The following is a 24,716-nucleotide window of genomic DNA, read 5'->3' on the forward strand; positions in this document are numbered from 1 at the left end:
TCCCCGGTGGGAGCGAGCCTGCTCGCGAAAGCGGAGTGTCATTCAACGTTGATGTTGGCTGTCCCGACGCCTTCGCGAGCAGGCTCGCTCCCACATTTTTTCTGCGTTGTTCTCAGGTTTCACATTCACCCCAGGCCCCCTGTGGGAGCGAGCTTGCTCGCGAAAGCGGTGTGTCAGTCACCGTTGATGCCGACTGATCCGACGTTTTCCAACTGCCGCAGGCGTTTGTACAAGGTATTGCGGCTGACGCCGAGGCGTCGTGCCAGGTGGGAAATGTTGCCGCCGACGGCCTGCAACTGGCGGTTCAGGTCTTCGGCGTCGTTCAGGTCTACTGCCAGCGGTTCCGGTGTTTCCACCGGCTCCATTTCCAGGTCGACAAAAAAATCATCGGGCAGATGTTCCGGGCGGATCGGTTGTTCTTCGGCCATTGCCAGGGCCACTTGCAGCACGCTGCTGACTTGCCGCAGGTTGCCCGGCCAGGGGTGGCGTTCGAACAGCTCCAGGACTTCGCGGCTCAGGCCGGCCCATTGGGTCGGCTCGCGGTGGTGTTCCCAGAGGCGGTTGAACAGCGCCTGCTTGTCGCTGCGTTCGCGCAGGGGCGGCAATTCGAGGGTCAGACCGCCGATGCGGTAGTAGAGGTCTTCACGAAATCGCCCCAGTTGCACCTGTTCGCGCAGCGAGCGGTTGGTGGCTGAGATGATGCGGATGTCCACCGGGAACAGCTCGGCGCTGCCCACCGGTTGCACGCAGCGTTCCTGCAAGACCCGCAGCAAGCGGGCCTGGGTCGGTAGCGGCATGTCGCCGATCTCATCAAGGAACAACGTGCCGCGATCGGCCTTGCGGATCAGGCCGATGCTGCCCTTCTGGTTGGCGCCGGTGAAGGCACCTTTTTCATAACCGAACAATTCCGACTCGACCAACTCGGCGGGAATCGCCGCGCAGTTGACTGCGATAAACGCCTGCTTGCAACGCGAACTGGCCTGGTGCAAAGCCTTGACGAAGACTTCCTTGCCGACGCCGGTCTCGCCGTGGATCAGCAGCGGAATGTCTTTCTCCAACAGGCGCTCGGCCTGGCGCACAGCTTTTTCCACCCTGCTGTCACCGAAGTGCAGGGTGTTGAGGCTGATGGTGGTATTGGCAGGGGCGGGCGCTGGCGAGGGCGTCGTTTCGGCAAAGATGCGCGGCTTGACCGACACCTGCTTCGGCCGCTTGAGCAGGCACTGGAACCGATTGCGCCCGGACGCCTGCAAGGCGAACGGCAGGCCGTCGGGCTGGTTGAGCAATTCCATCAGCGAGACCTTGAACAGGCTTTCGATGCTCACCCGTGACAGGCTGAGGCCCAACAGGTTGTCGGCGCGGCGGTTGGCCGAGAGCACCTGGCCGCTCTCATCGAAAATCAACAGCCCGGCCCATTGGCTGTCGAGGTTGTTCAGTCCGGTGTTGAACGTGAGTTGAAAGTGTTCACCGCGAAACAGATTAAGGATCAGCCGGTTCTCCACCGTCTGGCTCATCATCTTGACCATGCCCAGGGTGTGGGACGGCGGCAGGTAGCTGTCGCTGGAGACGTCCAGCACCGCGATGACCTTGCGCTCGGCATCGAAGATCGGCGCGGCGGAGCCGGTCATGAAGCGGTTGGCCTTGAGGAAATGTTCATCGTGTTCGATGTGCACCGCCTGTTCACAGGCCAGCGCGGTGCCGATGGCGTTGGTGCCGGTGCAGCGCTCCATCCAGCTCGCTCCGGGGCTGAAACCATGGGCCAGCTTCGGTTCGATGAAGCGCTGGGTGCCCCAGGAGGTCAGCACCTGGCCCTGGTTGTCGGCCAGCATGATCAGGCAATTGGAATTGCTCAGGATGTTCTCGTAGTACGGCAGGACTTCCTGGTGGGTGGTCTGCACCAGCGAATGCTGGCTTTCCAGTAACTGGGCGATGCCCTCGGCCGGCAATGGGTCGAACGCCGGTACGCTCTGGTGATTGAGGCCAAAGGCGCGGCAACGGGACCAGGAAGCCTGAATGATGGCCTCGTGGGACAAGGCAGGAGCAGGTGCGGCCATGGGGCACTCTCGCAGGTGCTGTTTTTATTGTTGTGGCAAGTCTCGCACAGAGTCCTTGTGCTGGGGCAGGCCTGAATATCAATCCATACACGGATCCTGTGGAAGATTCTGTGGGAGCGAGCTTGCTCGCGATGGCGGTGTGTCAGTCACATCAATGCAACTGATCCACCGCCATCGCGAGCAAGCTCGCTCCCACAAGGACTATCGTCAGGCCGGCAGATAGCGTTCATTCAGTGTTGTTCAAAATTGTTCATTGTCAACCGGCTCACTGTTCAATTGTTCATTCCTGATTGTTCACTTCTGTTCAGCAATGAACGCCAGTTTTACCGTCAAAAAAAGAAAGCCAAGCATAATCAACAGCTTGTGATTTCTGGCACGGCTTTCGCTTTTGCACTCAGGTCGCTTGACTCCAAATAATAAAAAGGCCGAGCCATGTCATTACAGCTTGAGCACATCTGTCGCACCGTCGAAGGCCAGACCTGGATCGACGATGCCAATCTGAGTTTCGAACCCGGATCCTTCAACGTTCTGCTGGGCCGCACGCTGTCCGGCAAGACCAGCCTGATGCGCCTGATGGCCGGTCTGGACAAGCCCGACAGCGGCCGCATCCTGATGAACGGCGTGGATGTCACCAAGCGGCCGGTGCGGCTGCGCAATGTGTCGATGGTGTACCAGCAGTTCATCAACTACCCGACCATGACCGTATTCGAAAATATCGCCTCGCCGCTGCGCCAGGCCGGTATTTCCGAGGAAATTATCCAGGGCAAGGTCCTGGAAACCGCGAAGATGCTGCGGATCGAAAAATTCCTCAAGCGTCATCCGCTGGAGCTGTCCGGTGGTCAGCAGCAACGGACCGCCATGGCCCGTGCGCTGGTCAAGGACGCCGAACTGATCCTGTTCGACGAGCCGCTGGTGAACCTCGACTACAAGCTGCGTGAAGAACTGCGCCAGGAAATGCGCGAGCTGTTCCAGGCTCGTCACACCATCGCCGTCTACGCCACCACCGAGCCGAACGAAGCGTTGGCCCTGGGTGGCACCACGACGATCCTGCATGAGGGCCGGGTGATCCAGAGCGGCAAGTCGTCGTCCGTTTATCACCAACCGCAAACCGTGCTGGCCGCCGAGCTGTTTTCCGAACCACCGATCAATCTCATGCCGGGACGCATTGCCGGCAATGAAGTCAGCTTCGCCAACTTCGTGCACTTTCCGCTGAACGTCGACCTGCGTCCGGTGGGCGAGGGCGAGTTCCGTTTCGGCGTGCGTCCCAGCCATATCTCCCTGGTGCCGAGCAACGATGACGACCTGGAACTGGCGGTGACCGTCGAGGTGGCCGAGATCAGCGGTTCCGAGACCTTCCTGCACGTGCGCAACGAACACTTCCTGCTGGTCCTGCATTTGCCCGGCGTGCACGAATACGACGTCGACGCGCCGATCCGCATCTACATCCCGACCCACAAACTGTTTGTCTTCGATGCCCAGGGCAAGCTCGTCCAAGCCCCAGGGCAACGTATCGCGAGGGTTGCCTGATGGCCGAAATTCGTTTGCAGAACCTCGCCCACAGCTACACCAGCACCCCGGCGGGCCCCGAGGACTACGCGATCCGCGAGATGAACCACATCTGGGAGCAGGGCGGCGCCTATGCGCTGCTCGGGCCTTCGGGTTGCGGCAAGTCGACCTTGCTCAACATCATTTCCGGCTTGCTCAGCCCTTCCGAAGGGCAGGTGATGTTCGACAGCAAAGTCGTCAACGAACTGTCCCCGGAGCGGCGCAACATCGCCCAGGTGTTCCAGTTTCCGGTGGTCTACGACACCATGACGGTGTTCGACAACCTGGCGTTCCCGCTGCGCAACCAGGGCATGGCCGAGGCGCGGATCCACACCAAGGTGCAGGAAATCGCCGAGGTTCTCGACCTGCAGAGCCTTCTGGACAAGAAGGCCCGCAACCTCACCGCCGATGAAAAACAGAAAGTCTCCATGGGCCGTGGGCTGGTGCGCGACGATGTCTCGGCGATCCTGTTCGACGAGCCGCTGACGGTGATCGATCCGCACCTGAAATGGAAACTGCGGCGCAAGCTCAAGCAGATCCACGAGCAGTTCAACATCACCATGGTCTACGTCACCCACGACCAGTTGGAGGCCTCCACCTTCGCCGACAAGATCGCGGTGATGTACGGCGGCCAGATCGTGCAGTTCGGCACACCGCGCGAACTGTTCGAGCGTCCGAGCCACACCTTCGTCGGCTACTTCATCGGCAGCCCCGGCATGAACCTGATCGAGGTCCAGGCGCAGCCCGGTGGCGTCGGTTTCGCCTCGACCCACTTGCCGCTGTCCGAAACCCTGCAGCGGCGTGTCGCCGACGCGCAAGGCAAGAGCCTGAAGGTCGGCATCCGCCCGGAATTCGTGCATGTCTGGGACGGCCCTTACGACGACGCGATGCGGGCTGACGTGGTGCACGTCGAAGACCTCGGCACCTACAAGATCCTGACCCTCAACCTTGATGGCGCACCGCTGAAGGTCCGCCTCGCCGAAGACAAGCCTGTGCCGGAAGGCACCGCGTATATCAGTTTTCCGGGTCAATGGCTGATGGTCTATGCCGATGAATATCTGCTTGAATCCGCAGGCGAGGTACAGCCATGAACAAGGTGCAGAACAACAAGGCCTGGTGGCTGGTGTTGCCGGTGTTCCTGCTGGTGGCCTTCAGTGCCGTGATCCCGATGATGACCGTGGTCAACTATTCGGTGCAGGACATCTTCGACCAGTCCAGCCGCTACTTCGTCGGCGCCGACTGGTACAGGCAGGTGCTGCTCGACCCACGGCTGCACGATTCGCTGTTGCGTCAGTTCATCTACTCGGCGTGTGTCCTGCTGATTGAAATTCCGCTGGGCATCGCCATCGCCCTGACCATGCCGACCAAGGGCAAGTGGTCGTCCCTGGTGCTGATCATCCTGGCGATTCCGTTGCTGATTCCGTGGAACGTGGTGGGTACCATCTGGCAGATTTTCGGGCGCGCCGACATTGGCCTGCTGGGCTCGACGCTCAACGCCATGGGCATCAACTACAACTACGCGGCCAACACCATGGACGCGTGGGTCACGGTGCTGGTGATGGACGTCTGGCACTGGACTTCGCTGGTGGCGCTGCTGTGCTATTCGGGGCTGCGGGCGATTCCGGACGTCTATTATCAAGCGGCGCGAATCGACCGGGCGTCGAACTGGGCGGTGTTCCGGCACATCCAGTTGCCGAAGATGAAGAGCGTGCTGCTGATCGCGGTGATGCTGCGCTTCATGGACAGCTTCATGATCTACACCGAGCCGTTCGTCCTCACCGGCGGCGGGCCGGGGAACGCCACGACATTCCTCAGCCAGACCCTGACGCAGATGGCTATCGGTCAATTCGACCTGGGCCCCGCGGCGGCGTTTTCCCTGGTGTACTTCCTGATCATTCTGTTGGTGTCCTGGCTGTTCTATACCGCCATGACGCACTCCGACGCCAACCGTTGAGGCCCGCACAATGAGCAAGAGAAAGCTGATACCGCTTTTGATCTACATCCTGTTCCTGCTGGTGCCCATCTACTGGCTGCTGAACATGTCGTTCAAGAGCAACACTGAAATCCTCGGCGGCCTGACGCTGTGGCCACAGGATTTCACCTTCCAGAACTACAAAGTGATCTTCACCGATCCGAGCTGGTATACCGGTTACCTCAACTCGCTGTACTACGTGAGCCTGAACACGGTGATTTCCCTGGCGGTCGCGCTGCCGGCGGCCTATGCGTTCTCGCGCTACCGCTTTCTTGGCGACAAGCACCTGTTCTTCTGGTTGCTGACCAACCGCATGGCGCCACCGGCGGTGTTCCTGTTGCCGTTCTTCCAGCTGTACTCGTCCATCGGCCTGTTCGACACCCACATCGCCGTGGCTTTGGCCCACTGTCTGTTCAACGTGCCGTTGGCGGTGTGGATCCTCGAAGGCTTCATGTCCGGCGTGCCGAAAGAAATTGACGAGACCGCCTACATTGACGGCTACAGTTTCCCCAAGTTTTTCGCCAAGATCTTTATCCCGTTGATCGGGTCCGGCATCGGCGTCACGGCGTTTTTCTGCTTCATGTTCTCCTGGGTCGAGCTGTTGCTGGCCCGGACACTGACCTCGGTGAATGCCAAGCCGATCGCGGCGGTCATGACCCGCACGGTGTCGGCGTCCGGTATTGACTGGGGCGTGCTGGCAGCGGCAGGGGTCTTGACCATCCTGCCGGGCATGCTGGTGATCTGGTTCGTTCGCAACCACGTGGCCAAGGGCTTTGCCCTGGGCCGGGTCTGAGGAGTCGATGATGGAATGGATGAACTGGACCGCCCCGACGGCGACGTTTTTTGGGGTCATTGCCTTGCTGCTGGCGGGCATGACGACATGGGAATTGCGTTCGCCGAGTATCCCTCGGCGTGGTTTCCTGCCGATTGCCACGACCCGTGGCGATCGGTTGTTTATCGGTCTTCTCGGTAGCGCCTACCTGCACCTGCTGGTGATCGGCGTTACCGACTGGAGCATCTGGATAGCGTTCGCGTTGTCTCTGGTGTGGCTGTTGGCAGTGATGCGGTGGGGCTAATCGCGACAACTTGACGATCAAGCTCTTAAACCCAAACAGGAGGTCTCTATGTTCGATAAAAACAATAAGCTGCGACATAGCGTTTCATTGGCAGCCATGCTGGCACTCAGCGGGCTGAGCGCTACGGCCTGGGCCGACGCCTATGAAGACGCCGCGAAAAAATGGATCGGCAGCGAATTCAAGCCGTCGACCCTGACAGCCGAGCAGCAGCTCGAAGAACTGAAGTGGTTCATCAAGGCCGCCGAGCCATTTCGCGGGATGAAAATCAACGTGGTCTCGGAGACCATCGCTACCCACGAATATGAATCCAAGGTACTGGCCAAGGCTTTTAACGAAATCACCGGGATCCAGCTGACCCACGACCTGCTCCAGGAAGGCGACGTGGTGGAGAAGCTGCAGACCCAGATGCAGTCCGACAAGAACATCTACGACGGCTGGGTCAATGACTCGGACCTGATCGGCACGCACTTTCGCTACGGCAAGACCGAGTCGATCACCGACCTGATGGCCAACGAAGGCAAGAATTTCACCTCGCCGACCCTCGACCTCAAGGACTTCATCGGCATCTCCTTCACCACCGCGCCGGACGGCAAGGTCTATCAACTGCCCGACCAGCAGTTCGCCAACCTCTACTGGTTCCGCGCCGACTGGTTCGAGCGTGCGGACCTGAAGGCCAAGTTCAAGGAAAAATACGGCTACGAGCTGGGCGTACCGGTGAACTGGTCGGCCTATGAAGACATCGCCAAGTTCTTCTCCGAAGACGTCAAGGAGATCGATGGCAAGCGCGTCTATGGCCACATGGACTACGGCAAGAAAGACCCGTCCCTGGGCTGGCGCTTCACCGATGCCTGGTTCTCCATGGCCGGCGGCGGTGACAAGGGCCTGCCTAACGGCTTGCCAGTGGACGAGTGGGGCATTCGCGTCGAAGACTGCCATCCGGTCGGCTCCAGCGTCACCCGTGGCGGCGACACCAACGGCCCGGCCGCCGTGTTCGCCACCACCAAGTACGTCGACTGGATGAAAAAATACGCGCCACCGGAAGCGGCGGGCATGACCTTCTCCGAGTCCGGTCCGGTGCCGTCCCAAGGCAACATCGCCCAGCAGATTTTCTGGTACACCGCTTTCACCGCCGACATGACCAAGCCGGGCCTGCCAGTGATGAACGCCGACGGCACGCCGAAATGGCGCATGGCGCCGTCGCCACGCGGTCCGTATTGGGAAGAGGGCATGAAGCTGGGCTATCAGGACGTGGGCTCCTGGACCTTCATGAAGTCGACGCCTGAGAAACAGCGCCTCGCGGCCTGGCTCTACGCGCAGTTCGTGACATCCAAGACCGTGTCGCTGAAGAAGACCATCGTTGGCCTGACGCCGATTCGCGAATCGGACATCAACTCCCAGGCGATGACCGACCTGGCGCCGAAACTTGGTGGCCTGGTGGAGTTCTATCGCAGCCCGGCCCGTGTGCAATGGTCGCCAACCGGGACCAACGTGCCGGACTATCCACGCCTGGCGCAACTGTGGTGGAGCCACATCGCCGAAGCGGCCAGTGGCGAGAAAACCCCGCAACAGGCTCTCGACGGGCTGGCCAAGGATCAGGACGCGATCATGACGCGTCTGGAACGCTCCAAGGCCCAGGCCACCTGCGCACCTAAGATGAACCCTGAGCGCGACGCGCAATACTGGTTCGATCAACCGGGCGCACCGAAGCCGAAACTGGCGAACGAGAAGCCTAAAGGCGAGACGGTCAACTATGCCGAATTGCTGAAATCGTGGGAGGCGGCGCGTAAGTAACGCTTCAACCAAAAAACAACGGCACCGAAAGGTGCCGCTTTTTTTTTGCGGAGAATTCGAACTGGACACCATCCCCTGTGGGAGCGAGCTTGCTCGCGATGACGGTGGCCCATTCAATTTGGATGCGAACTGAGCCACCGCTATCGCGAGCAAGCTCGCTCCCACAGGGGTCGCTTCCAGAGAGGGATGATGGTTTAACCGGCCTTGACCGGGCTTGCCTGGGCGTTTCCGGCCACCGGGGTCGGGCGGGCGCTCATCAACGCATCCAACGCCTGCCGATACGTGCGGCCCGCCAGGCTCATGCTGTTGTTATGCGTGGCGCCCGGCACCAACAACAAACGCTTCGGTTCCCGGGCGGCATTAAACAGCTGCTCGCTGAAGCGTGGTGGTACGTAGCGGTCGGCGGCGCCGTGGACGATCAGCAGCGGCATGTTGATCTCGCCGATCTTGTCGATGGAATCGAACTTCTGCGACAGCAGCCAGCGTACCGGCAGGGAAGTGTTGGCCATGGCGGTGGCGACATCGCCCAGGGACGTGAAGGTCGATTCGATGACCAGGCCTCGGGCGGGCACGGTGGTGCCATTTTTTGCCGCCTCCTGACCCAGCTCCGCCGCAAGATCCACCGCGACGGCACCGCCGAGGGAATGGCCGTAGATCAGGCGCAGGGCCGGGTCAGGTTGCAGCACCGCAAGACGTTCCCAGGCGATTCTTGCATCCTCGTACACGCTGGCTTCAGAGGGCAGTCCCCCTTGGCTTTTGCCAAAGCCACGGTAATCGATCGCCATGACCGAATAGCCCAGCGCCCGCAATTGCTGGATGCGAAACAGCTGGCCGGTCAGGTTCCAGCGCACGCCGTGCAGGTACAGGATGGCGGGCGCGTTCTTGCGTTCGGCCGGCCACCACCAGCCGTGGATATTTTCCCCGGCCTTGAAGCTCTTGGGCTTGAGGTCGAACTCCTGCACACCGCTGGGAAGGCCACTGAACCAGCTCGCCGTCCCCGGCTCGATGCGAAACACCAGCTCGCGTTCCTTGTGCTGCAACACCGCGCAGCCCACCGGCAGGCCGACCACCATCGCGGCCATGAACAACCAGGCCAGCCAGCGTTGCCTGAGGCGAGAAAGTAAGGATGAAGGCATCGACGCGATTCGCTACTCGGGGACAGAAGCTGCGTTTTAGCAGATTCCTCGGAGGGCGCGCAGGGATTTCGGACGGTTTGCCTGTGATGCGGGAGCGGCCCCAGGGCTGCGGGCAGGCATCGATCTTTTGCGACTGCTGCGCAGTCGAGCGGGAGCAAGCTCCCTCGCCACGAGGGTTTCATTGCCTTCAGATTGTGGTGCAACCCGATCGAACTCTCGCCGTTTCGCCCCACTCGAAATTCAATACTCAACCCTGTCGAGGACGATGTCATGACGAGCGAACATTCGAAAACAGCCAGCCAAGTCGGCAACAATGCGCCAGCGAAGGATGCTGCCGGCGACCCGGTGGACGTCGTGGAGCGCGATGTGCGCCACCCGGATCCAGCCACTGACAAAGTCGACAAGACGATCACGCCCAAGTCGATCAAGAGCCATGAGCAGGACGCTGAAAAATTGCGCGACAAGGTCGGGCAGGTGGAGAAAAAGCTCGGCCGCTGAGTGGCGACTGTCATTCGTCAGAAGCCCGCTTTGCATCGCTGGAAATTGTCCCATCCGTGTGCCTTACTCCCTGTTCCTTAGGGGGAGGGCAACGGGATGCGACGTAGAAGCGCAGCGTATTGGCTGTGGGTGAACCGTCGGCTGGCGGGGCGCAACCACGAAGAGGTCCTGGAGGACGGCACGCAGGTCGAGGTCCAGGCGCGGATCAACCAGCAGAGCGTGACGCAACTTTTCATCTGTGTTTATCGGCCGAACGGATCCGTCTGGGTCGAAGAATTCCATGATCGCGCGTTGCGCGAACCGTTGTGCCAAGCGCTCGAGTGGGGCTTGGCCCGGGCCGGGGACATCGTCGCCGGTAGCGGATGTTTCAAGGCGCCCCACAAGATCCAGATGACCCTTGGGCCATTGATCCGGGACGAATGCACCCTGGCCCTGAGGCGCATGGACATGAGCGATGAAGAGCGCCGCAACCTCAGGATCCGGGATGCCTGGGCAGAGTACGTCCACGCCAAGGAAGCGATGCTGGCGCTGATGCGTTCGGCCCGGGTCGAGGCCGACGTCTGGGAGACGCAGAAGCGTCGGCTGTGCGAAGCCATCGATCGGCGGGCCTCCCTGGCCCGAGCGTGCCTGGGCAATTGAGGAAAGCGGAGCACCGTTATCCCTGTGGGAGCGAGCCTGCTCGCGAAGGCGCCCGGTGAGTCGACATCATCATTGACTTATGCTCCGCTTTCGCGAGCAGGCTCGCTCCCACAGGGCCTGCGGCAAACCAGCCTTTGGTGGGTCGGGTCAGTACAGATCCCCCAACTCAACTCGCTCAAACTCCCGCCCACTCTCGCCATACCCCACCTTCGGCACCCCCGCCAGGCGCCTGTGCAGCACTTGGGTCAGCGAGTTGTCGAGGGCCAGGCTGGCGTCGCCAAAATCCCCGTCCAGTTGCAGCGGATGAACGATCACTTCCAGCGAACCATGCTTCGGTGGCGCCGCGTGATGAAGGTCCGCTGGCGTGCAGACATAATCCGCCGTTGCGCCGCAGAGCCTGCGCAGGCGGCGGTTGAGCAGGGTTTTGAAGATGCGTTTGGCCACGCTCAGGTTCGGTCCCAGGTTACGTGCCAGGCGCATGGGCACGCCCTGCCGGGCGGCGAAGCGAGCCACCAGTTCGCCGACGGGCCAGATGTTGTGTACATGCTGATGAGAGTCCAGATGGCTCGGACGCAGGCCACGGTCCAGGCAGTATTGCCACTGCGCCTGGAGTTCTTCTTCCACGGCCGCCAGATCATCCGTCCCCAGTCGCAGGCTGTAGCGCGACAGATTGAGGTCGAATTCGCCGGTTGCATTGCAGAACGTCTGCCGTGTCCTGATTGCCTGACTCAGCGGCGGTCCGTAACTGAGATTGAAATGCAGGCCGATGCGCCCTTCAAGCAGTGGGTGTCGGGCCAGCTCACACGCCTGGTCAAACCCCGGCATGTTGGCCATGGCCGTGGCGGAGCTGATCACGCCTGCCTCGAAGGCTCGTAGAATCAAGTCGTTTTCATCGAGGCTGAGCCCGAAGTCATCAGCGTTGACGATCACTTGGCGAGGCATGCGTGTCCTCCGGCTTTTTGGCAGTGGGCGACGTTGTCGCGGGCGGTTTGGCGCGGCGCTTGCCGAGCCAGGGCTTCAGGCTTTTCCATAGCCGCAGGGCGAACCCCAGGAGCAGGCCATCGGGCCGCCAGGAATAAAAACTCCAGCGCCAGTGCTCAAGTTGGCCGGTCATGCGTTCGTGCAGTTGATGGCTGGAATTCTCCAGACTGACGCGCGATGCATCGATCCACCGCCAGTTCTCGTCCAGCCCCCAGCGGATCCACTCTTCGAGCAAGACCCGACCGCTGCCCAGGTCGGCGTGCCGCGGCAGGAACGCCAGGTTGTAGTCATACAGCCGTCCCTGGTCGAGCAGGCCGAGGCGATAGCTGATGCACTCGCCGTTCAGCTCCAGCATCACCACCCGCACCAGGCCTTGGGCGGCGAGGGCGGTGAAGGCAAGGTTCATCCATTGCCGGCGCCCGGGGTCGGCGAAGATGCCGACACCTTCCTCGCCTTTCCAACTGGCCGCCTCGACTTCAGCGAGAGCCCGCAGCAGCTGCCCCATGCCGATGGCATCCGGCGTCACCCGACGTATTTCGGCACCGCAAGCGGCGATCCGCTTGCGCGCGCGGCGCAACTTGTAACGCGGATCGCCGGTGATTTCCTGATGGTCACTGTCGCTGATCAGGTGCACCGGGACCCGGCAACTGAGCCGCCGTTCGCCGGTGGAACTCTGCGCCATCCAGGCACTGAGCACGCTTTGTTCGCCGACCGGCTCGATCACTTCATTCAATTGCAGCAACGCGTGGGGCACCTGCTGGCGGATCTGCATCAGCGCCTGGCCCATGGCTTCGGCGTCCAGGCGCACCAGCAGGGCGATACGGTCAGCCAGTGGAAACCCCAAGTGATGCAACACCCGAAAGCGCAGCCCGCCGATGCGCTCGCGCCCCGCGACCAGAGGCAGGCACAGGCACAGTGTCTGGTCTTGCCAGCCCAGCAGCACATGGAGTTGCTGGTCGGGCGCGAGGGCGAATTCCGCCGCTTGCAACCAGGCCAGCGTATTGAACGGCGTAGCGTCGACCACCTGGGTCCGCAGCTCTTCATAAGCCGTTGCAGGAAACTCCGCCGCGCTCATGGAGCGACACCACTGGAACCGGATCGCCATGGACGTCAGGCCGCCGCAGCCGATGCAACCGGCCGGGCCGGTTTACGGAAAGCGTCGAGTACCGAGCCGCTGTAGAACGTGTCGCGGAAGAACCGGAAGCGACCAAACAGGCAATACACATGGGTGATCTGGCCGCGCTCCTGGAAGTCCATGCGGATGTGCATCTTGATCGCTGGGGTGTTCTCCAGGTCGCAGACATCGACCATTTTTTCGCAGCCCTTGTCCGCCATGACTTTCCATATATCGGTTTGTACATCCGCCGACAATTGGGAGCCCCAGTACGCGCGAATCATCTCGCCACCGAACTGGAAGTATTCACCCGGCTTGATCGGGAACCAGCAGCCATAGAAGTGGCGATCAAAATAGTCTCGGGTACTGGCCCAGGCGAAACCTATGGTGTCGCCCTTGTCGTCCAGGTACATCAGGCCGGTATAGCCTTCGGCGGCCAGCTCGCGCATGGTTTCGACGCGGTCGCCGAAATGCCTGGCGAAAGCGTCGGCGTTTTCGACGGTGATGAACTCGCGACGTACCGGTGGGTAGGGCCTGAGGGTATGCGGCCGCAGCGGGATTCTCACATCGTGTTCCAGCCATACCAGTTGCGAATGGAAAAACACGAAGCGACGTACCAGCAGTTTGAAAACGGAACGCAGGCCTTTTTTCTGAATGCGATCACGCAATTTTTGCAGAGCGTTCATGGAGCCTCCTGACGGATAGCGGGTTGGGGGGGAAGGGTGGCAGTCCAGCGCAGGGCAAATACGGTTTCTCCTGGCAAGAGAAATCCGACCTGGCTGGCTTTGCAGTTGAACGGGGCATTGCGGCTGATGTTGTCCGGGCCGAAATACACCAGGCTGGCGCCGGGCTGCGGGCAGCCCGCGCCCTGCAGGCTGACTTGATGGGCGCGAGTGCTTTTGTTCACGCCCAGCAGGCTGCGCTGCTGCCCGGTGGCCATGGCCAGCGCGTCGACTTCAAACGCGTCGTTGTCCAGGCGCAGCACCTGGTCGAGCCAGTGCTGCTGGATGAATTGCTGGGCCAGGCCCACTGGCTTGAGTTCGAAGCGCTGGTTCTCCAGCACTCGCACCATGCCTTTGGGGTATTGCGGCTCGTCGGCGGACTGGAACCAGTTGAGCATGTCCAGCCAGCCGTCGGCGGAGGCGTTGATCGCCACCGACGTCCACCACAGCGCGGCGTAGTGGGTTTCCTGATCGTAGGGGCTGAGGCTCGAGCCGCTGGAGATGTTGGTCTGATCCAGCAGCAAGGCCTTGCGCGGCCGGCCCTGGCTGTCCAGGCCCACCAGGTCGGCGGCCTGGCGGACGCTGTTGCGATAGACCCGGGTCGCCAGCAAGTCGCGGACCATCCATTCATGCCAGGCCAGGGCGTCGATCCGGTCGCCGGAGGTTTCCAGCAGGCGCCGTGCCCAATCGATGCCGCGCCGATCCGCCGCGTTTTCGGCCAGCGGGCCATTGGTGAACCGGGAGCTGGCCGGCATGGCGATGCGCACTCCGGCGCGGGCGTTGGCGTCGTTGGCGCGGACCTGGGCGGCCAGGCTTTCGAACATCTGCTCGAAGCTGGCGAAGTCCGGATAGTTGAGGTTCGGCTCGTCGGCGAAACTCAGGTAATGGAGGCCCTTGCCGCCCAAGGCGCGGGTCGTGTCGAGCCAGGCTTGCAAGCCGCTGTTGCTGGTCCGGTCGGCGCGCAGATCGGCCTTGCGTTGGCTGCCGGCCAAGAGGGTAATGTCCCGGGTGATGCCGAAGCGATCCTGGTACAGGCGCCGGAACGCATCTTCGTGGTCGGCCTTGGCCGCCGTGACATCGACGAAACTGTAGTAGGTGGCCGCTCGGGGCTTGAGGGTATCGATCACCGCGTAGGCGGACGGTGGCGGCAGCACATAGGGCAGGGACATGCCCAGGCTGGGGGTGGGGCCGAGCACATCGTCATGGAGGGTCAGGTGGGTTTGGCCCGGATCCTGGCGCACCGGCTGCAACTGCGCCGGGTCCTGGGCGAACAGGTTGGCGCTACCGTCGAGCCAGAACGCTACCTTGCCGTTGCCTTGCAAGTGCAGACGCCAGGTTTGCTCGACATCCGCCACCGGCAGGGCGATCTGGTCGAACTGCCAATAGGCGCGATACGGTTTGAGATTCAGCTGGAGCTGTTTGCCGTCGCCGACGCGCCGGGCTTGCAGCGCGTGCACACCGCCATGGAATTTACCCGCCAGCACTGCGCGTTCGCCGGCCGCCACCTTGAAGTACAACTCGTCGCCATCGTGGGCTTCGGCGCTGAAATGCACTTTCGCCGGGGCGAACAGGGCACGGGTGCGCGCATCGTGCTCTACCGCATAGCGGCGGAAACTGTAGCCGGGAATTTCCAGGCGATAACTGGCGGCACCAGGCCGCAGCGGCCACTGCTGCTCGCCACGGGTCTGTGCCGCCTCGACCAGGCGTTCACCGGCCAGCCGCCCCTGGCCGTCGAGCAGGTAAAGGTGTTCGGTATTGGCATCGGCCTGCCAGGCGGGCACCCAGCGCACGGTCACAGTGCTTGGCTGGTCGGTCTGCAGGTACAGGCTGCCGTCGCGAATGCCGGTCCATTGCATGGACGCGCCATGGGCCGAGGCTGCGAGGGCCAGAAGGCATAGACCGGCGCCGATTTTTCGCATGCACTCCACTGGCCCCATCGCGAGCAAGCTCGCTCCCACAGATCTACGGTGACCACAAATACCCTGCCCAACCCCGCCCCCCTGTGGGAGCGAGCCTGCTCGCGAAGAGGCCATCACCTTCAACATCACCGCCAGCTGACCCAACGCTTTCGCGAGCAGGCTCGCTCCCACAGGTGATCTACGGTGACCACAAATACCCTGCCCAACCCCGCCCCCCTGTGGGAGCGAGCCTGCTCGCGAAGAGGCCGTCACCTCCAACATCACCGCCAGCTGACCCAACGCTTTCGCGAGCAGGCTCGCTCCCACAGGTGATCTACGGTGACCACAAATACCCTGCCCAACCCCGCCCCCCTGTGGGAGCGAGCCTGCTCGCGAAGAGGCCGTCACCTCCAACATCACCGCCAGCTGACCCAACGCTTTCGCGAGCAGGCTCGCTCCCACAGGTGATCTACGGTGACCACAAATACCCTGCCCAACCCCGCCCCCCTGTGGGAGCGAGCCTGCTCGCGAAGAGGCCATCACCTTCAACATCCCAGCCAGCTGACCCAGCGCTTTCGCGAGCAGGCTCGCTCCCACAGGTGATCTGTGGTGACCACAAATATCCTGCCCAACCCCGCCCCCTTGTGGGAGCGAGCCTGCTCGCGAAGAGGCCATCACCTTCAACATCACCGCCAGCTGACCCAACGCTTTCGCGAGCAGGCTCGCTCCCACAGGTGATCTGTGGTGAATACAAATACCGTTGCCAACCCTGGACCCTGTGGGAGCGAGCTTGCTCGCGATGGCGGTCTGGCGGGCGGCGGTGTTCACGCGGATTTCCCCAGCAGCATCTGGCGCATCGGCAGCAAATCGCTGGGCAGGATGATCAGTGTCTGCCACAGCGCCACGCCGCTGAGGCGGCAGTACATGCCCAGCAGCGCCAGCGTTACCCCCAGATAGGCGACCGACGACGCGGCGGCCGCGCCGACGATGCCGTAGCGCGGTATCAGGACCAGGTTGAGCGCCAGGTTCAGCAGCGCGCCGACGCCCATCAGCAGCGACACCGTGCCGGGTCGGTCCTTGCCCAGCAGATCCAGGCGCAGGATGCTCGCATAGCAGAGCCCGAACAGCCCCGGCAGCAGCGCTAGCAGGGCCGGGTAGGCCGGTTGATAGGCGGCGCCGAACAGCGTGACGATCAACCATTCGCCAATCAGCGCCATGCCCAGGCAGGCACCGAGCATCACTGTGGCGGTCAGGCGCAAGGCCAGCGGGGTCAGGCGCTGCATGTCGCGGTCTTGCTGCAGCAGGCGTTTCATCAGCGGCGTGGTGACCGCTTCCGGCACGATCAGCAGCAGTTCGGCCGCAGCGCTGGCCATGGCGTAATGCCCCAGCGCCGTGCTGCCCAGCAGGGCGCCGATGAACAGGAAATCCGAGCGCAGCACCACTTGCTGGAACAGCAGGTCAGGATGGCTGCGGGCGCCGTAGCGCAACAGCTCGTTCTGGCCGGCGCGGTCCCACTGCAGCTCGACCGCATGATCGCGGCGCAACCACATCCAGCCGGCCAGCACCACCAGGCTCAAGCCCGCCAGCCAACTGATCAGCGCCGCCTCCAGCGCTTTGTCTTGCCACATCCAGAACAGCGCCACGAACAACAACAGCGGTGCCAGCGATTCCATCAGCCGCAACGCGTTGAACGCGCCCACGCCGCCCGAGGCATTGTGCAGCGTCAGCAGGCCACTCTTGAGCACGGTCAGCGGTACGGCCAGCAACAGCAGCCAGGCCAGCAATCCCAATTGCGTGGTGATGTCCAGCTCACCGCCAAATTCCCGCACCAGCGCCACCACCAACAAGGTCAGCAACCCGGCCAACAAACAGCCGAACACCAGCACCTGGCTGAGCAACAAGCCCATCGAGCGCTGCTGCGCCGCCTGGTAGCCGACGGCGGAATTCAGGCCACCGCTGGTGGCGGCGCTGATCAGGTCGGGCAGGGTACTGAGCAGTGCAAACAGTCCGCGCTCGCTGGGCCCGAGGATCCTTGCCAACAACACGTTACGCAGCAGGCGCAGAGCGATCATTGCCAGGCGCGTGCCCATGCTCAGTGCCAGGTGCTTGAGGTAATGGGCTCGGCTCATGAGCGGGCTCCTCGACGGATGCGCCAGGCCAGCAACTCGGGGTGGCAGGCATTGCGCTGGCTGACGCCGAAGCGTGGCAGGTTCAAGGGGTCGCCGTCGTGGCGATACAGCCCGGCCTCGGTGCCCAGGGCAAATGGAAAACCGTGGGCCGCCACCTGCTCGCGTACCCGTGCATCATGATCACCGTTGGGGTAGCAATACACCGGCAGGGGTTGCGCGCAGCCGTTTTCCAAAGCTATCCAGCTGCGGGTCAGTTCCTCGTGCAAACGCTGGTCGTCCAGCCCGGTCAGGATCGCATGGCTGGCACCGTGGGGGCCGAAGCGGATCAGGCCGGAATCTTCGAGCATGCGCACCTGGGTCCAGTCCAATGCCTGGGGTTGCGAGCCCTGCGGACAGGCCTCGGTGAGATCGCTCAGGGTTCGCGCATCGAGGGTTTTCAGGCTTTGCAGGAAATGCAACAGCGCCAGGCTGCGGCGCTCGTCGTCGATATCATCGAGCAGCACCGGCAATGGCCGGCCGACCTGCTGCAAATGCTCGATGAGCGAATGCCGCGCCAGTTGCCCATGGCTGCCCCAGAGGGTTTCGCCGATGCTTTCCCACCAGAAATGCTGGCGGCTGCCAACAAAATCGGTGGACAGGAAAATGCTCGCCGGCACCTGGTACTGGCGCAGCAGGGGAAAGGCATTCATGGCGTTGTCGCGCCAGCCATCATCGAACGTCAGGGCCACCCGCGGACGGTTCGGAACGCTTTCCGGGTCGGCCAGCAGCAAGCTCATCAACGGCACACATTCAAAATGCCGTTGCAGCCAGATCAACAGGTGTTCGAACGCGTCAGGCCCCACGCACAGCTCATTGCGATGCGGCAATTCGGCGGCGCGGTCGTTGTTCAACACCCGGTGCAACATCAGGATCACGCCGGCGCCACGCAAGGGATGGCGCCCCATCGACGTGTTCAGGTACAGCCAGCCGCCGGTGCGCTTGAAAACGTGTTTGATCGACATCGGCGTTGCTCCTTAGCGGTTCTGCTCGGGATTCCATTGGCTATAGCGGTGGCCGCGCAGAAACTGCCACAACCCGATGCTCATGCCCGCCAACGTCACCAGCACGAACGCGGCCAGGCGGAAAGGCCTGGGCAGACGGTGCCCGACGTCCAGCAACCCGATCAAGGCAATGGCGTAGCCGAGCAACTGCGCCACCAGGCTCAGGCGATAGAATCCATGCTCGCTCCACAGCCAGGCGTTGCTCAGCAACAGCGGCACCAGCAACACCGGGGCCAGGCGGCGGATCAGCTTGTGGCTGATCAAGCCAATGGCGTAGAGCCCATGGCGCAAGGGATTGAGCAGTTCCCGGCGCTGGGCCAGGCTCTGCAACCCACCGACGGTGACCCGCTGGCGCCGGCGGAACTGCTTGTCGGCTTCGTCCACGCCCTGGTCGGTCACTCGGGCGAGCGGTGCGTAGACGATCGCCTTGCCGGCCACCGGCGCACAGGTGCTGAGAAAAAAGTCATCGTTGACTTGCGCCGGTATCGCCTGGAACAACTCCCGGCGCAGGGCCAGCAGAGCACCGTCAGCGGAGACCATGCAGCCGGTGCGGCTCTCGACCCGACGCAGCCAGCCTTCGTAGTGCCGATATAGGCTGTCGCCCAGGCTCAGGCCCTTGCCGGGCACGGGGATTACCATGTGCCCGGCGCAGGCGCCGACTTCCGGGTCGGCCAGCGGCGCCAACAGATGGCCGAGGGTATCGTGGGCCCATTGATTGTCGGCGTCGGTGAACACCAGGATTTCGCCGCTGCTATGGGCCACGCCCGTGTTGAGGGCGGCAGCCTTGCCTTGGCGCGGCAAGTCGAGCACGCTGATCCGCGGATCGCTGACCTTGCGTGCGCAGGCCACCGTGTCATCGGTGGAACCGTCGCTGGCGAGGATGATTTGCAGCGAGCGCGCGCGATAATCCTGAGCCAGCAGCGTGCGCAATTTTTCTTCGATGTGCCGCGCCTCGTTGTGGGCGGCAATCACAATGCTCACGTCCATCGGCACTGCCGTGGTGTAGCGTCGTAGCGGAAACAGCGGCGCCAGCAAGGTCAGCAGCAGCGGGTAGCCGAGGTACGCGTACACCGGCAGCAACAGGCAAGACCAATAGAAAAACTCAGCCACGGGCAGGTCTCCTGACGTTCCATTGAAAAAGATTGAGCAGCAGCGCCGCGCCGGTCAGGTGCAGGCGCACCCCATGCAGGGCCCACAATTGCAAGGTCAGGCGCGGGTCGCGTTGGCTCTGGCGCAGGCTCAGAACCAGGGCCGGTAATGTGCTGATCAACAGCAGCATCAGCCCCAGGCGCGCCTGGCCCTGGAACAGCGCGACCAGCGCCACGAAATCCAGGCCCCAGGCACCGATGGACAAGGCGGGGAAGCGCAACAGCCGCAGGCTCGGCCCGTGGCTGCGCAGCAGCTGCCAGTGACTGCCCTGGCGCCACAGTTCCTTGCTCATCCACTCGCGCCAGCTGCCTTCGTAACCCCAGTGCAGGGCGAGGCTTTCGCTCACCAGCAACAACTGCGCTCCGGCCTGGCGCAGGCGCAGGGAAAAATCCTTGTCCTCACCGGTGCGCAGGGTTTCATCGAAGCCACCGACGCGATCGAACCAGGCGCGGCGCATCAGCAGATTGGCACTGGGCAGCCACTGCACCCGGTGCAGCGGACGCGACCCCGGGCGTTGGCCGCGCCGCTGCCAGGCCCGGGCGAACCACGGCGCCTGCTCGGGCGTATCCAGGTCGAGACCGAGCACATCGCCCTGGCGACCTTCGATTTCGATCAACAACCTGAGCCAGTCGGCGGGCATTTCGATGTCGGCATCGATGAACGCCAGCCAGTCGCCGCTGGCGGCCGCCGCGCCACGATTGCGCAGGGCGCCGATGTGCACGCCGGGCACGATCAGCACCCGTGCGCCCAATTCGTTGGCGATGCGCGGGCCATGGTCGTCCGAGCCGTTGTCGACCACGATCAGCTCGCACTCCAGCTGCGCCTGGCGCGCAGCTTCCTGGGCCGCCAGCAACGTGCGGCCGATGTGCCGGGCCTCGTTGTACATCGGGATCACAATGCTCACGCGTTTCATCAACGGGTCTCCTGCGGCGCGGACCGTTCGGCGTCGTAGCGCAATACGCTGGTCAAGCCCAGCATGATCCACAGCAACTTGTGGTTCGGTGCACTGAGAAACATCAGGAACAACGCCAGCGACAGGAAACTCATGCCCAGGTGCGTCAGCAGGTCCGCCTGCGCCCAGTCCCGCCGCTGGAGCCAGAGCTGGCGTGCGCGCAGCAGGTTGTAGAGACCCAGGCCGATCATGCCGACAAACATCAACCCGCCGGGAATGCCGATCTCACTGAAGATTTCCAGGTAGGTGTTATGCGCCCGGCGATACAGGTCCCCCAGTTTGCGGTTGGCCGAGAAAGCCTTGGCGTAACCGGTGGGGGCGTAGTGCAGGGGAAACGTTCCGGGACCTGAGCCGAGCAGCGGATTTTCGCGAAGCATCTGGCTGCCGACGACGATGTACGAGGCGCGACGGCCGAGGGATTCGTCCTTGTGAGCGCTGGCGCCAGCGCTGAGGATGCTCAGTGACTGGATGCGCGCCACGTAGCCGGCCGGCATCACCGCGATTGCCAGGGGAATCAGCAGCGCCAGCCCGAGCATCGCGAAGCCCAGGTGCCGTGGGCGGATGCGCGGCAGCTGCGCGCGGTAGTGATACAAGCCGATCATCAGGCTGAGCAGCAGCACCACCAGTCCCGAACGCGATTCGGTCTTGGTCATGCCGCCCAGCAGCAGGATGAAACAGCCACCCCAGAACAATCGGTGCAGCAGGTTCGGACTGCGCACCACCAGCAACAACGCCAGCGGCACGGTGAAGGCGATCAGCAGGGCGAAGGTGTTCGGATCTTCCAACAGGCCGGAAGCGCGGCCCTGATCCTGGTACCGGGCGGAGAACATCGCCAGCACGCAGGTAGTCGTGACGCTCAGGGTGACCAGCCGGCAGAACAGGTCCAGGTTCAGCTCACGGCCGATCAGCAGGGTGATCGCGAACAGCACCAGGCCCACCGCCAGTTCCCGGAAGTGGGTGGTGGAGAGGCCCGGGTTTTCCGATAGCAGCAGGCTCAGGCCATAGAACAGCATGAAGCCGATCAGCGGCTTCCAGATATTGCTGCGCAGGCGAGTGGCGGGAATCTGGTGCAGGGCCAGTTGCAACGCCAGGATCAGGATCAGCGCCAGTCCGAGGAACTTGCTGCCGGAAAAGGCGTTTTCCTTGAACAGGCCTTCGAACGGCACCAGCGCGGCAATCCCCAGCAAGCCCCAGCCGGGCTTGCGATAGAGCACGGCGACACCGACCAGGCCGAGCACCGCGCCGGGAGCCAGGTACGGATAAGGGCTGGCCAGCAACATCAGGCAAACCAGGCCCAGGAGGCTGACGATCGAGAGCGGGACAATCATGGCCGGGCCTCCCGTGCGGTGCGGATATACAGTTGCGACCAGCGTTCGGCCAGCGTGCGCAGGTCGTAGCGGTCGCGTTGGGTGCGCCGTGCGTTGTCGGCGAGGATCTGCGCCAGCGGTGGTTCGCTGAACAGCGTCTCGATCTGCCGGGCCAGCTCGTCGCTGTCCGCGGGCGCGGCGAGCAGGCCGTTGTGGCGGTCCTGCACGACATCGGGAATGCCGCCGACGCCGAACGCCACCACCGGCACTCCGGCTTGCATGGCTTCGAGCAGAATCATCGGCGTGCCCTCGGTGCGCGAGCTGATCACCAGTACATCGAGGCGGCTCCACCAGGCATTCATGTCGGTCTGGTAGCCAGGCAATTCGATGCGCGTGGGCAGCCCGGCATCGGTGATGCGCTTGAGCAGGAGCTGGCGTTCCGGGCCGTCGCCGAGCATCACCGCGTGCAGCGAAGCATGGCGCTGGCACAGCGGGATCATGGCGTCGAGAAACAGGTCCGGGCCTTTCTCGCTGCTCAAGCGGCCGACATAGCCGACCCGCCAGCGCTGCCGGTCATCGCGATGCGGCAGGGGTGTGGCGACCGCCGGCAGGCCGTTGGGAATCACGTCGAGTTTGTCCGCCTGCACGCTGGCCTGGCGGTGCAACGCCGCGATGCTTTCGGCCACGCATACCACTCGCTTGACCGAGGCGGTGCGGCACAGTTGCAGGCTCAGCCAGGTATAAAAACGCTGCTTGGTGCTGCGCGGCGTAAAGCCGTGCTGGGTAATCACCAGGGGCAGGCGCAGCAGCGTGGCCGCGGCCCAGCCGAACAACAGGCCTTTGAAGTTATGCGTGTTGATCAGCGGTCGCTCGGCGCGCCGTTGCCGCAAATGCTGCAGCAGCTCGGCCCAGTTGGCGCAGTGGCGGCAGTCGACCCCGGCCTGGCGAAAGCGCGTGATCAAGGTCGGCGGCGCCGCTAAAAACACCACTTGGTGCTGGCCGGGCGTGGCCAGGCAATGATCGAGCAGCATCCGCTCGGCCCCGTAGAAGCCGCCGCTGTCGAGCAGATGAATGATCGACAGGGGGCTGCTGCGGTGAGACGGGCCGAACGGCGCGTTCAATTTCTCACCCAATGGACGAGGCTGGGCAAGCTCCAGTTGCGATGCGGATTGACCTGCTCGGGTGACTGCTCGTTGATCACCAGCAGCACCGGCAGATCCAGTTGCTGGGTGATCTGCGCCGGATGCTTGAAGCGATGATCGAAGAACTCACGCACATAGACCAGGGCGATGGCCAGCAGCAGGCCGCTGAACAGGCCGAACACAATGATCAGCATCGGCTTGGGAAATGCCGCGGCGGTCGGTTCGAAAGGCGGGCTCAGGACCCGGGCGTTGGACAGGTCGTTGTCCAGCGAGCGGGCGGTGCTGGCTTCGGCGAATCGCTGGGCGTAGGTGGAGAACGCCGCATGCAGAGCGTTGATTTCGGTGTCCATCTGCCGCAGCTTGCTCTGGGTTTCCTGCAACTGATGGATGCGCTCCTTGAACGCCCCGATGCGCGCTTTTTTCTGCTCGATCACCGAGCTGACCACCGCAAGATCGGTGGTGCGTTCCTGGATGCGGTTGTTCACCACTTTCAGGAACTGCTGGCGGGTGCGCACGATCTGCTCCCGGGCCAGCAGCATCGGTTCGCTGCCGGGCTGGAAAATCGCCAGGTCATTCATGTAGCGGCTGACCTGGCCGGTCAACTGCTCACCCAACTGGCGGATTTCCCGGTCTTCGAAGGCGATGTTGTCCACCGTGGTGGTGAAGGTGAACGGGAAGGTGTAGTCGTTGAACCGCGAGCTGGTCGTCGCCGCCAGGCTGCTCTTGAGGTAGTCGAGCCAGCGTTGGCTTTGCAGCAGGCGATCCTGATAGAGGTTCAGCGCCTGCTCTTCGGTATTGATGGCGTTCAGGCGGAAAGTGACTTCTTCCTTCGGATCGGACGAACCGATGCCTTCGAGCAGCCCGAGTCGTTTGTCTTCCAGGCCGTCGAGACGCGTCTGGTATTGGGCTTTTTTCTGCTCGTAGAAAGTCTGCGGCAGTTCGATCGATTGCAGTTCCTGGCGGCCGGTGAGGTAGTTCTTCAGCAGTTGCGCGACGAACCGCGTGCCCTGGGCCGGGTCACCGAAGCTGTAGACGATGGAGATGACATTGGAGCCGGGGAGGGTTTCGATCTTCAGGTTTTCGATGGCCTGGTCGGTCAGCGTATCGAGCATCGTGTCGCGCACCGGATCGACCTCAAGCCCCAGGCCGTCGCGCAACGGGTTGACCACATACTCACGCAGCGGCTGGGTGATGTAGCGCTTGAGCGGCTCGCTGACCCATTTGTTGAGGATGCCCGGGCTTGGCGTGTACTCGCCCTGGTCGCGCAGGGTCTGGATGGTCTGGCGAATCAACGCCGGCGAGCGGAGGATATTGCTCTCGGTTTCCATGTCCGCCAGGGACGGCGGGATAAACGTGGCGTTTTCCTGGTTCAGCGACGTGGTGGCGTCGCCCTGGGAAAGTTTTTTCGACTGGACGATCACCTGGGCGGTGATATCGAAGCTCTGCTTGAGCATCAATGGCAGCACCAGGGCGATCACGGCGAAAATCAGGAAGATGCGCTTCACCCACTGCTTGTTGGCAAAGAAGATCCTGAAAAACTCGTGCAGATAATTTTCCTTGGGGTTCATGATCGG

The 24,716-nt window shown here is 62.7% G+C and carries 21 protein-coding genes; 8 read left to right on the top strand and 13 right to left on the bottom strand.

Annotation, left to right across the window (positions count from 1 at the left end; all coding sequences use genetic code 11):
• Nucleotides 1–173 precede the first annotated feature (173 nt).
• Entirely contained in the window at nucleotides 174–2,051 is a 1,878-nt protein-coding gene (locus J3P97_RS09110) for a sigma-54-dependent Fis family transcriptional regulator (RefSeq protein WP_434673958.1), read from the bottom strand.
• A gap of 432 nt (nucleotides 2,052–2,483) precedes the next feature.
• Here J3P97_RS09110 and J3P97_RS09115 point away from each other — a divergent pair, with 432 nt between their 5' ends.
• Genes J3P97_RS09115 through J3P97_RS09140 form a run of 6 tightly spaced genes read left to right on the top strand, consistent with a single transcriptional unit; the run spans nucleotide 2,484 to nucleotide 8,435 of the window.
• Complete coding sequence (locus tag J3P97_RS09115; RefSeq protein WP_305495775.1) at nucleotides 2,484–3,578, top strand: ABC transporter ATP-binding protein; 1,095 nt, start codon at nucleotides 2,484–2,486, stop codon at nucleotides 3,576–3,578.
• Entirely contained in the window at nucleotides 3,578–4,687 is a 1,110-nt protein-coding gene (locus J3P97_RS09120; protein WP_434569134.1) for an ABC transporter ATP-binding protein, read from the top strand. The genes J3P97_RS09115 and J3P97_RS09120 overlap by 1 nt, the downstream gene beginning before the upstream one ends.
• On the top strand, nucleotides 4,684–5,550 hold the full coding sequence (locus J3P97_RS09125) for a carbohydrate ABC transporter permease (RefSeq protein ID WP_305495771.1): 867 nt from the start codon (nucleotides 4,684–4,686) through the stop codon (nucleotides 5,548–5,550). The genes J3P97_RS09120 and J3P97_RS09125 overlap by 4 nt, the downstream gene beginning before the upstream one ends.
• Nucleotides 5,551–5,560: 10 nt before the next feature.
• Nucleotides 5,561–6,361 (top strand): carbohydrate ABC transporter permease, encoded by an 801-nt coding sequence (locus J3P97_RS09130; RefSeq protein ID WP_305495769.1) that lies wholly within the window; start codon nucleotides 5,561–5,563, stop codon nucleotides 6,359–6,361.
• A gap of 10 nt (nucleotides 6,362–6,371) precedes the next feature.
• Nucleotides 6,372–6,644: a DUF2160 domain-containing protein gene (locus J3P97_RS09135; RefSeq protein ID WP_305495766.1), complete on the top strand. Its 273-nt coding sequence runs from the start codon at nucleotides 6,372–6,374 to the stop codon at nucleotides 6,642–6,644.
• A 48-nt stretch (nucleotides 6,645–6,692) separates the two neighbouring features.
• Nucleotides 6,693–8,435 (top strand): ABC transporter substrate-binding protein, encoded by a 1,743-nt coding sequence (locus tag J3P97_RS09140; RefSeq protein WP_305495764.1) that lies wholly within the window; start codon nucleotides 6,693–6,695, stop codon nucleotides 8,433–8,435.
• Between the two features lie 194 nt (nucleotides 8,436–8,629).
• Here the strand turns inward: J3P97_RS09140 and J3P97_RS09145 are convergent, their stop codons facing one another.
• Nucleotides 8,630–9,571, bottom strand: coding sequence for an alpha/beta hydrolase (locus tag J3P97_RS09145; protein WP_434673959.1), 942 nt, complete (start codon nucleotides 9,569–9,571; stop codon nucleotides 8,630–8,632).
• A 270-nt stretch (nucleotides 9,572–9,841) separates the two neighbouring features.
• Here J3P97_RS09145 and J3P97_RS09150 point away from each other — a divergent pair, with 270 nt between their 5' ends.
• Nucleotides 9,842–10,069, top strand: coding sequence for a hypothetical protein (locus J3P97_RS09150; protein ID WP_434603518.1), 228 nt, complete (start codon nucleotides 9,842–9,844; stop codon nucleotides 10,067–10,069).
• A 96-nt stretch (nucleotides 10,070–10,165) separates the two neighbouring features.
• The gene (locus J3P97_RS09155; RefSeq protein ID WP_434603520.1) at nucleotides 10,166–10,708 is read left to right on the top strand and encodes a hypothetical protein; all 543 of its coding nucleotides are present in this window, start codon (nucleotides 10,166–10,168) and stop codon (nucleotides 10,706–10,708) included.
• A gap of 147 nt (nucleotides 10,709–10,855) precedes the next feature.
• On the opposite strand, the gene J3P97_RS09160 is transcribed toward J3P97_RS09155, so the two are convergent.
• The 11 genes from J3P97_RS09160 to J3P97_RS09210 form a co-directional block, all read right to left on the bottom strand.
• Nucleotides 10,856–11,650, bottom strand: a complete 795-nt coding sequence (locus tag J3P97_RS09160; protein WP_434673960.1) for a ChbG/HpnK family deacetylase — start codon at nucleotides 11,648–11,650, stop codon at nucleotides 10,856–10,858.
• Nucleotides 11,622–12,794, bottom strand: coding sequence for a GNAT family N-acetyltransferase (locus J3P97_RS09165; protein ID WP_434673961.1), 1,173 nt, complete (start codon nucleotides 12,792–12,794; stop codon nucleotides 11,622–11,624). Before J3P97_RS09165 ends, J3P97_RS09160 begins: the two co-directional genes overlap by 29 nt.
• A gap of 5 nt (nucleotides 12,795–12,799) precedes the next feature.
• On the bottom strand, nucleotides 12,800–13,489 hold the full coding sequence (locus J3P97_RS09170; protein ID WP_434569128.1) for an N-acetyltransferase: 690 nt from the start codon (nucleotides 13,487–13,489) through the stop codon (nucleotides 12,800–12,802).
• Nucleotides 13,486–15,462 (bottom strand): hypothetical protein, encoded by a 1,977-nt coding sequence (locus J3P97_RS09175; RefSeq protein WP_434674524.1) that lies wholly within the window; start codon nucleotides 15,460–15,462, stop codon nucleotides 13,486–13,488. The genes J3P97_RS09170 and J3P97_RS09175 overlap by 4 nt, the downstream gene beginning before the upstream one ends.
• A 785-nt stretch (nucleotides 15,463–16,247) precedes the next feature.
• The gene (locus J3P97_RS09180; protein ID WP_434673962.1) at nucleotides 16,248–17,552 is read right to left on the bottom strand and encodes a lipopolysaccharide biosynthesis protein; all 1,305 of its coding nucleotides are present in this window, start codon (nucleotides 17,550–17,552) and stop codon (nucleotides 16,248–16,250) included.
• Nucleotides 17,549–18,553 carry a polysaccharide deacetylase family protein gene (locus tag J3P97_RS09185; RefSeq protein WP_434569125.1) on the bottom strand — a complete coding sequence of 335 codons (1,005 nt, stop codon included), beginning with the start codon at nucleotides 18,551–18,553 and terminating at the stop codon, nucleotides 17,549–17,551. The genes J3P97_RS09180 and J3P97_RS09185 overlap by 4 nt, the downstream gene beginning before the upstream one ends.
• Nucleotides 18,554–18,565: 12 nt before the next feature.
• Nucleotides 18,566–19,702, bottom strand: coding sequence for a glycosyltransferase (locus tag J3P97_RS09190; RefSeq protein WP_434673963.1), 1,137 nt, complete (start codon nucleotides 19,700–19,702; stop codon nucleotides 18,566–18,568).
• On the bottom strand, nucleotides 19,695–20,654 hold the full coding sequence (locus J3P97_RS09195) for a glycosyltransferase (RefSeq protein WP_434603531.1): 960 nt from the start codon (nucleotides 20,652–20,654) through the stop codon (nucleotides 19,695–19,697). The genes J3P97_RS09190 and J3P97_RS09195 overlap by 8 nt, the downstream gene beginning before the upstream one ends.
• Complete coding sequence (locus J3P97_RS09200) at nucleotides 20,654–22,021, bottom strand: O-antigen ligase family protein (RefSeq protein ID WP_434569122.1); 1,368 nt, start codon at nucleotides 22,019–22,021, stop codon at nucleotides 20,654–20,656. The genes J3P97_RS09195 and J3P97_RS09200 overlap by 1 nt, the downstream gene beginning before the upstream one ends.
• On the bottom strand, nucleotides 22,018–23,121 hold the full coding sequence (locus J3P97_RS09205) for a glycosyltransferase family 4 protein (protein WP_434673964.1): 1,104 nt from the start codon (nucleotides 23,119–23,121) through the stop codon (nucleotides 22,018–22,020). The genes J3P97_RS09200 and J3P97_RS09205 overlap by 4 nt, the downstream gene beginning before the upstream one ends.
• The gene (locus tag J3P97_RS09210) at nucleotides 23,118–24,710 is read right to left on the bottom strand and encodes a GumC family protein (protein WP_434569120.1); all 1,593 of its coding nucleotides are present in this window, start codon (nucleotides 24,708–24,710) and stop codon (nucleotides 23,118–23,120) included. The genes J3P97_RS09205 and J3P97_RS09210 overlap by 4 nt, the downstream gene beginning before the upstream one ends.
• Between the last annotated feature and the right edge of the window lie 6 nt (nucleotides 24,711–24,716).

Origin of the sequence: Pseudomonas sp. R1-15 (assembly GCF_051132085.1) — a bacterium.
Taxonomy (GTDB): Bacteria; Pseudomonadota; Gammaproteobacteria; order Pseudomonadales; family Pseudomonadaceae; genus Aquipseudomonas.

Coding starts and splice junctions, on each gene's coding strand:
- J3P97_RS09115 (WP_305495775.1), top strand. CDS start 2,484: ATGTCATTACAGCTTGAGCACATCTGTCGCACCGTCGAAGGCCAGACC.
- J3P97_RS09185 (WP_434569125.1), bottom strand. CDS start 18,553: ATGTCGATCAAACACGTTTTCAAGCGCACCGGCGGCTGGCTGTACCTG.
- J3P97_RS09165 (WP_434673961.1), bottom strand. CDS start 12,794: ATGGCGATCCGGTTCCAGTGGTGTCGCTCCATGAGCGCGGCGGAGTTT.
- J3P97_RS09175 (WP_434674524.1), bottom strand. CDS start 15,462: ATGGGGCCAGTGGAGTGCATGCGAAAAATCGGCGCCGGTCTATGCCTT.
- J3P97_RS09195 (WP_434603531.1), bottom strand. CDS start 20,654: ATGAAACGCGTGAGCATTGTGATCCCGATGTACAACGAGGCCCGGCAC.
- J3P97_RS09120 (WP_434569134.1), top strand. CDS start 3,578: ATGGCCGAAATTCGTTTGCAGAACCTCGCCCACAGCTACACCAGCACC.
- J3P97_RS09130 (WP_305495769.1), top strand. CDS start 5,561: ATGAGCAAGAGAAAGCTGATACCGCTTTTGATCTACATCCTGTTCCTG.
- J3P97_RS09110 (WP_434673958.1), bottom strand. CDS start 2,051: ATGGCCGCACCTGCTCCTGCCTTGTCCCACGAGGCCATCATTCAGGCT.
- J3P97_RS09145 (WP_434673959.1), bottom strand. CDS start 9,571: ATGCCTTCATCCTTACTTTCTCGCCTCAGGCAACGCTGGCTGGCCTGG.
- J3P97_RS09135 (WP_305495766.1), top strand. CDS start 6,372: ATGGAATGGATGAACTGGACCGCCCCGACGGCGACGTTTTTTGGGGTC.
- J3P97_RS09200 (WP_434569122.1), bottom strand. CDS start 22,021: ATGATTGTCCCGCTCTCGATCGTCAGCCTCCTGGGCCTGGTTTGCCTG.
- J3P97_RS09170 (WP_434569128.1), bottom strand. CDS start 13,489: ATGAACGCTCTGCAAAAATTGCGTGATCGCATTCAGAAAAAAGGCCTG.
- J3P97_RS09155 (WP_434603520.1), top strand. CDS start 10,166: ATGCGACGTAGAAGCGCAGCGTATTGGCTGTGGGTGAACCGTCGGCTG.
- J3P97_RS09180 (WP_434673962.1), bottom strand. CDS start 17,552: ATGAGCCGAGCCCATTACCTCAAGCACCTGGCACTGAGCATGGGCACG.
- J3P97_RS09160 (WP_434673960.1), bottom strand. CDS start 11,650: ATGCCTCGCCAAGTGATCGTCAACGCTGATGACTTCGGGCTCAGCCTC.
- J3P97_RS09125 (WP_305495771.1), top strand. CDS start 4,684: ATGAACAAGGTGCAGAACAACAAGGCCTGGTGGCTGGTGTTGCCGGTG.
- J3P97_RS09150 (WP_434603518.1), top strand. CDS start 9,842: ATGACGAGCGAACATTCGAAAACAGCCAGCCAAGTCGGCAACAATGCG.
- J3P97_RS09140 (WP_305495764.1), top strand. CDS start 6,693: ATGTTCGATAAAAACAATAAGCTGCGACATAGCGTTTCATTGGCAGCC.
- J3P97_RS09210 (WP_434569120.1), bottom strand. CDS start 24,710: ATGAACCCCAAGGAAAATTATCTGCACGAGTTTTTCAGGATCTTCTTT.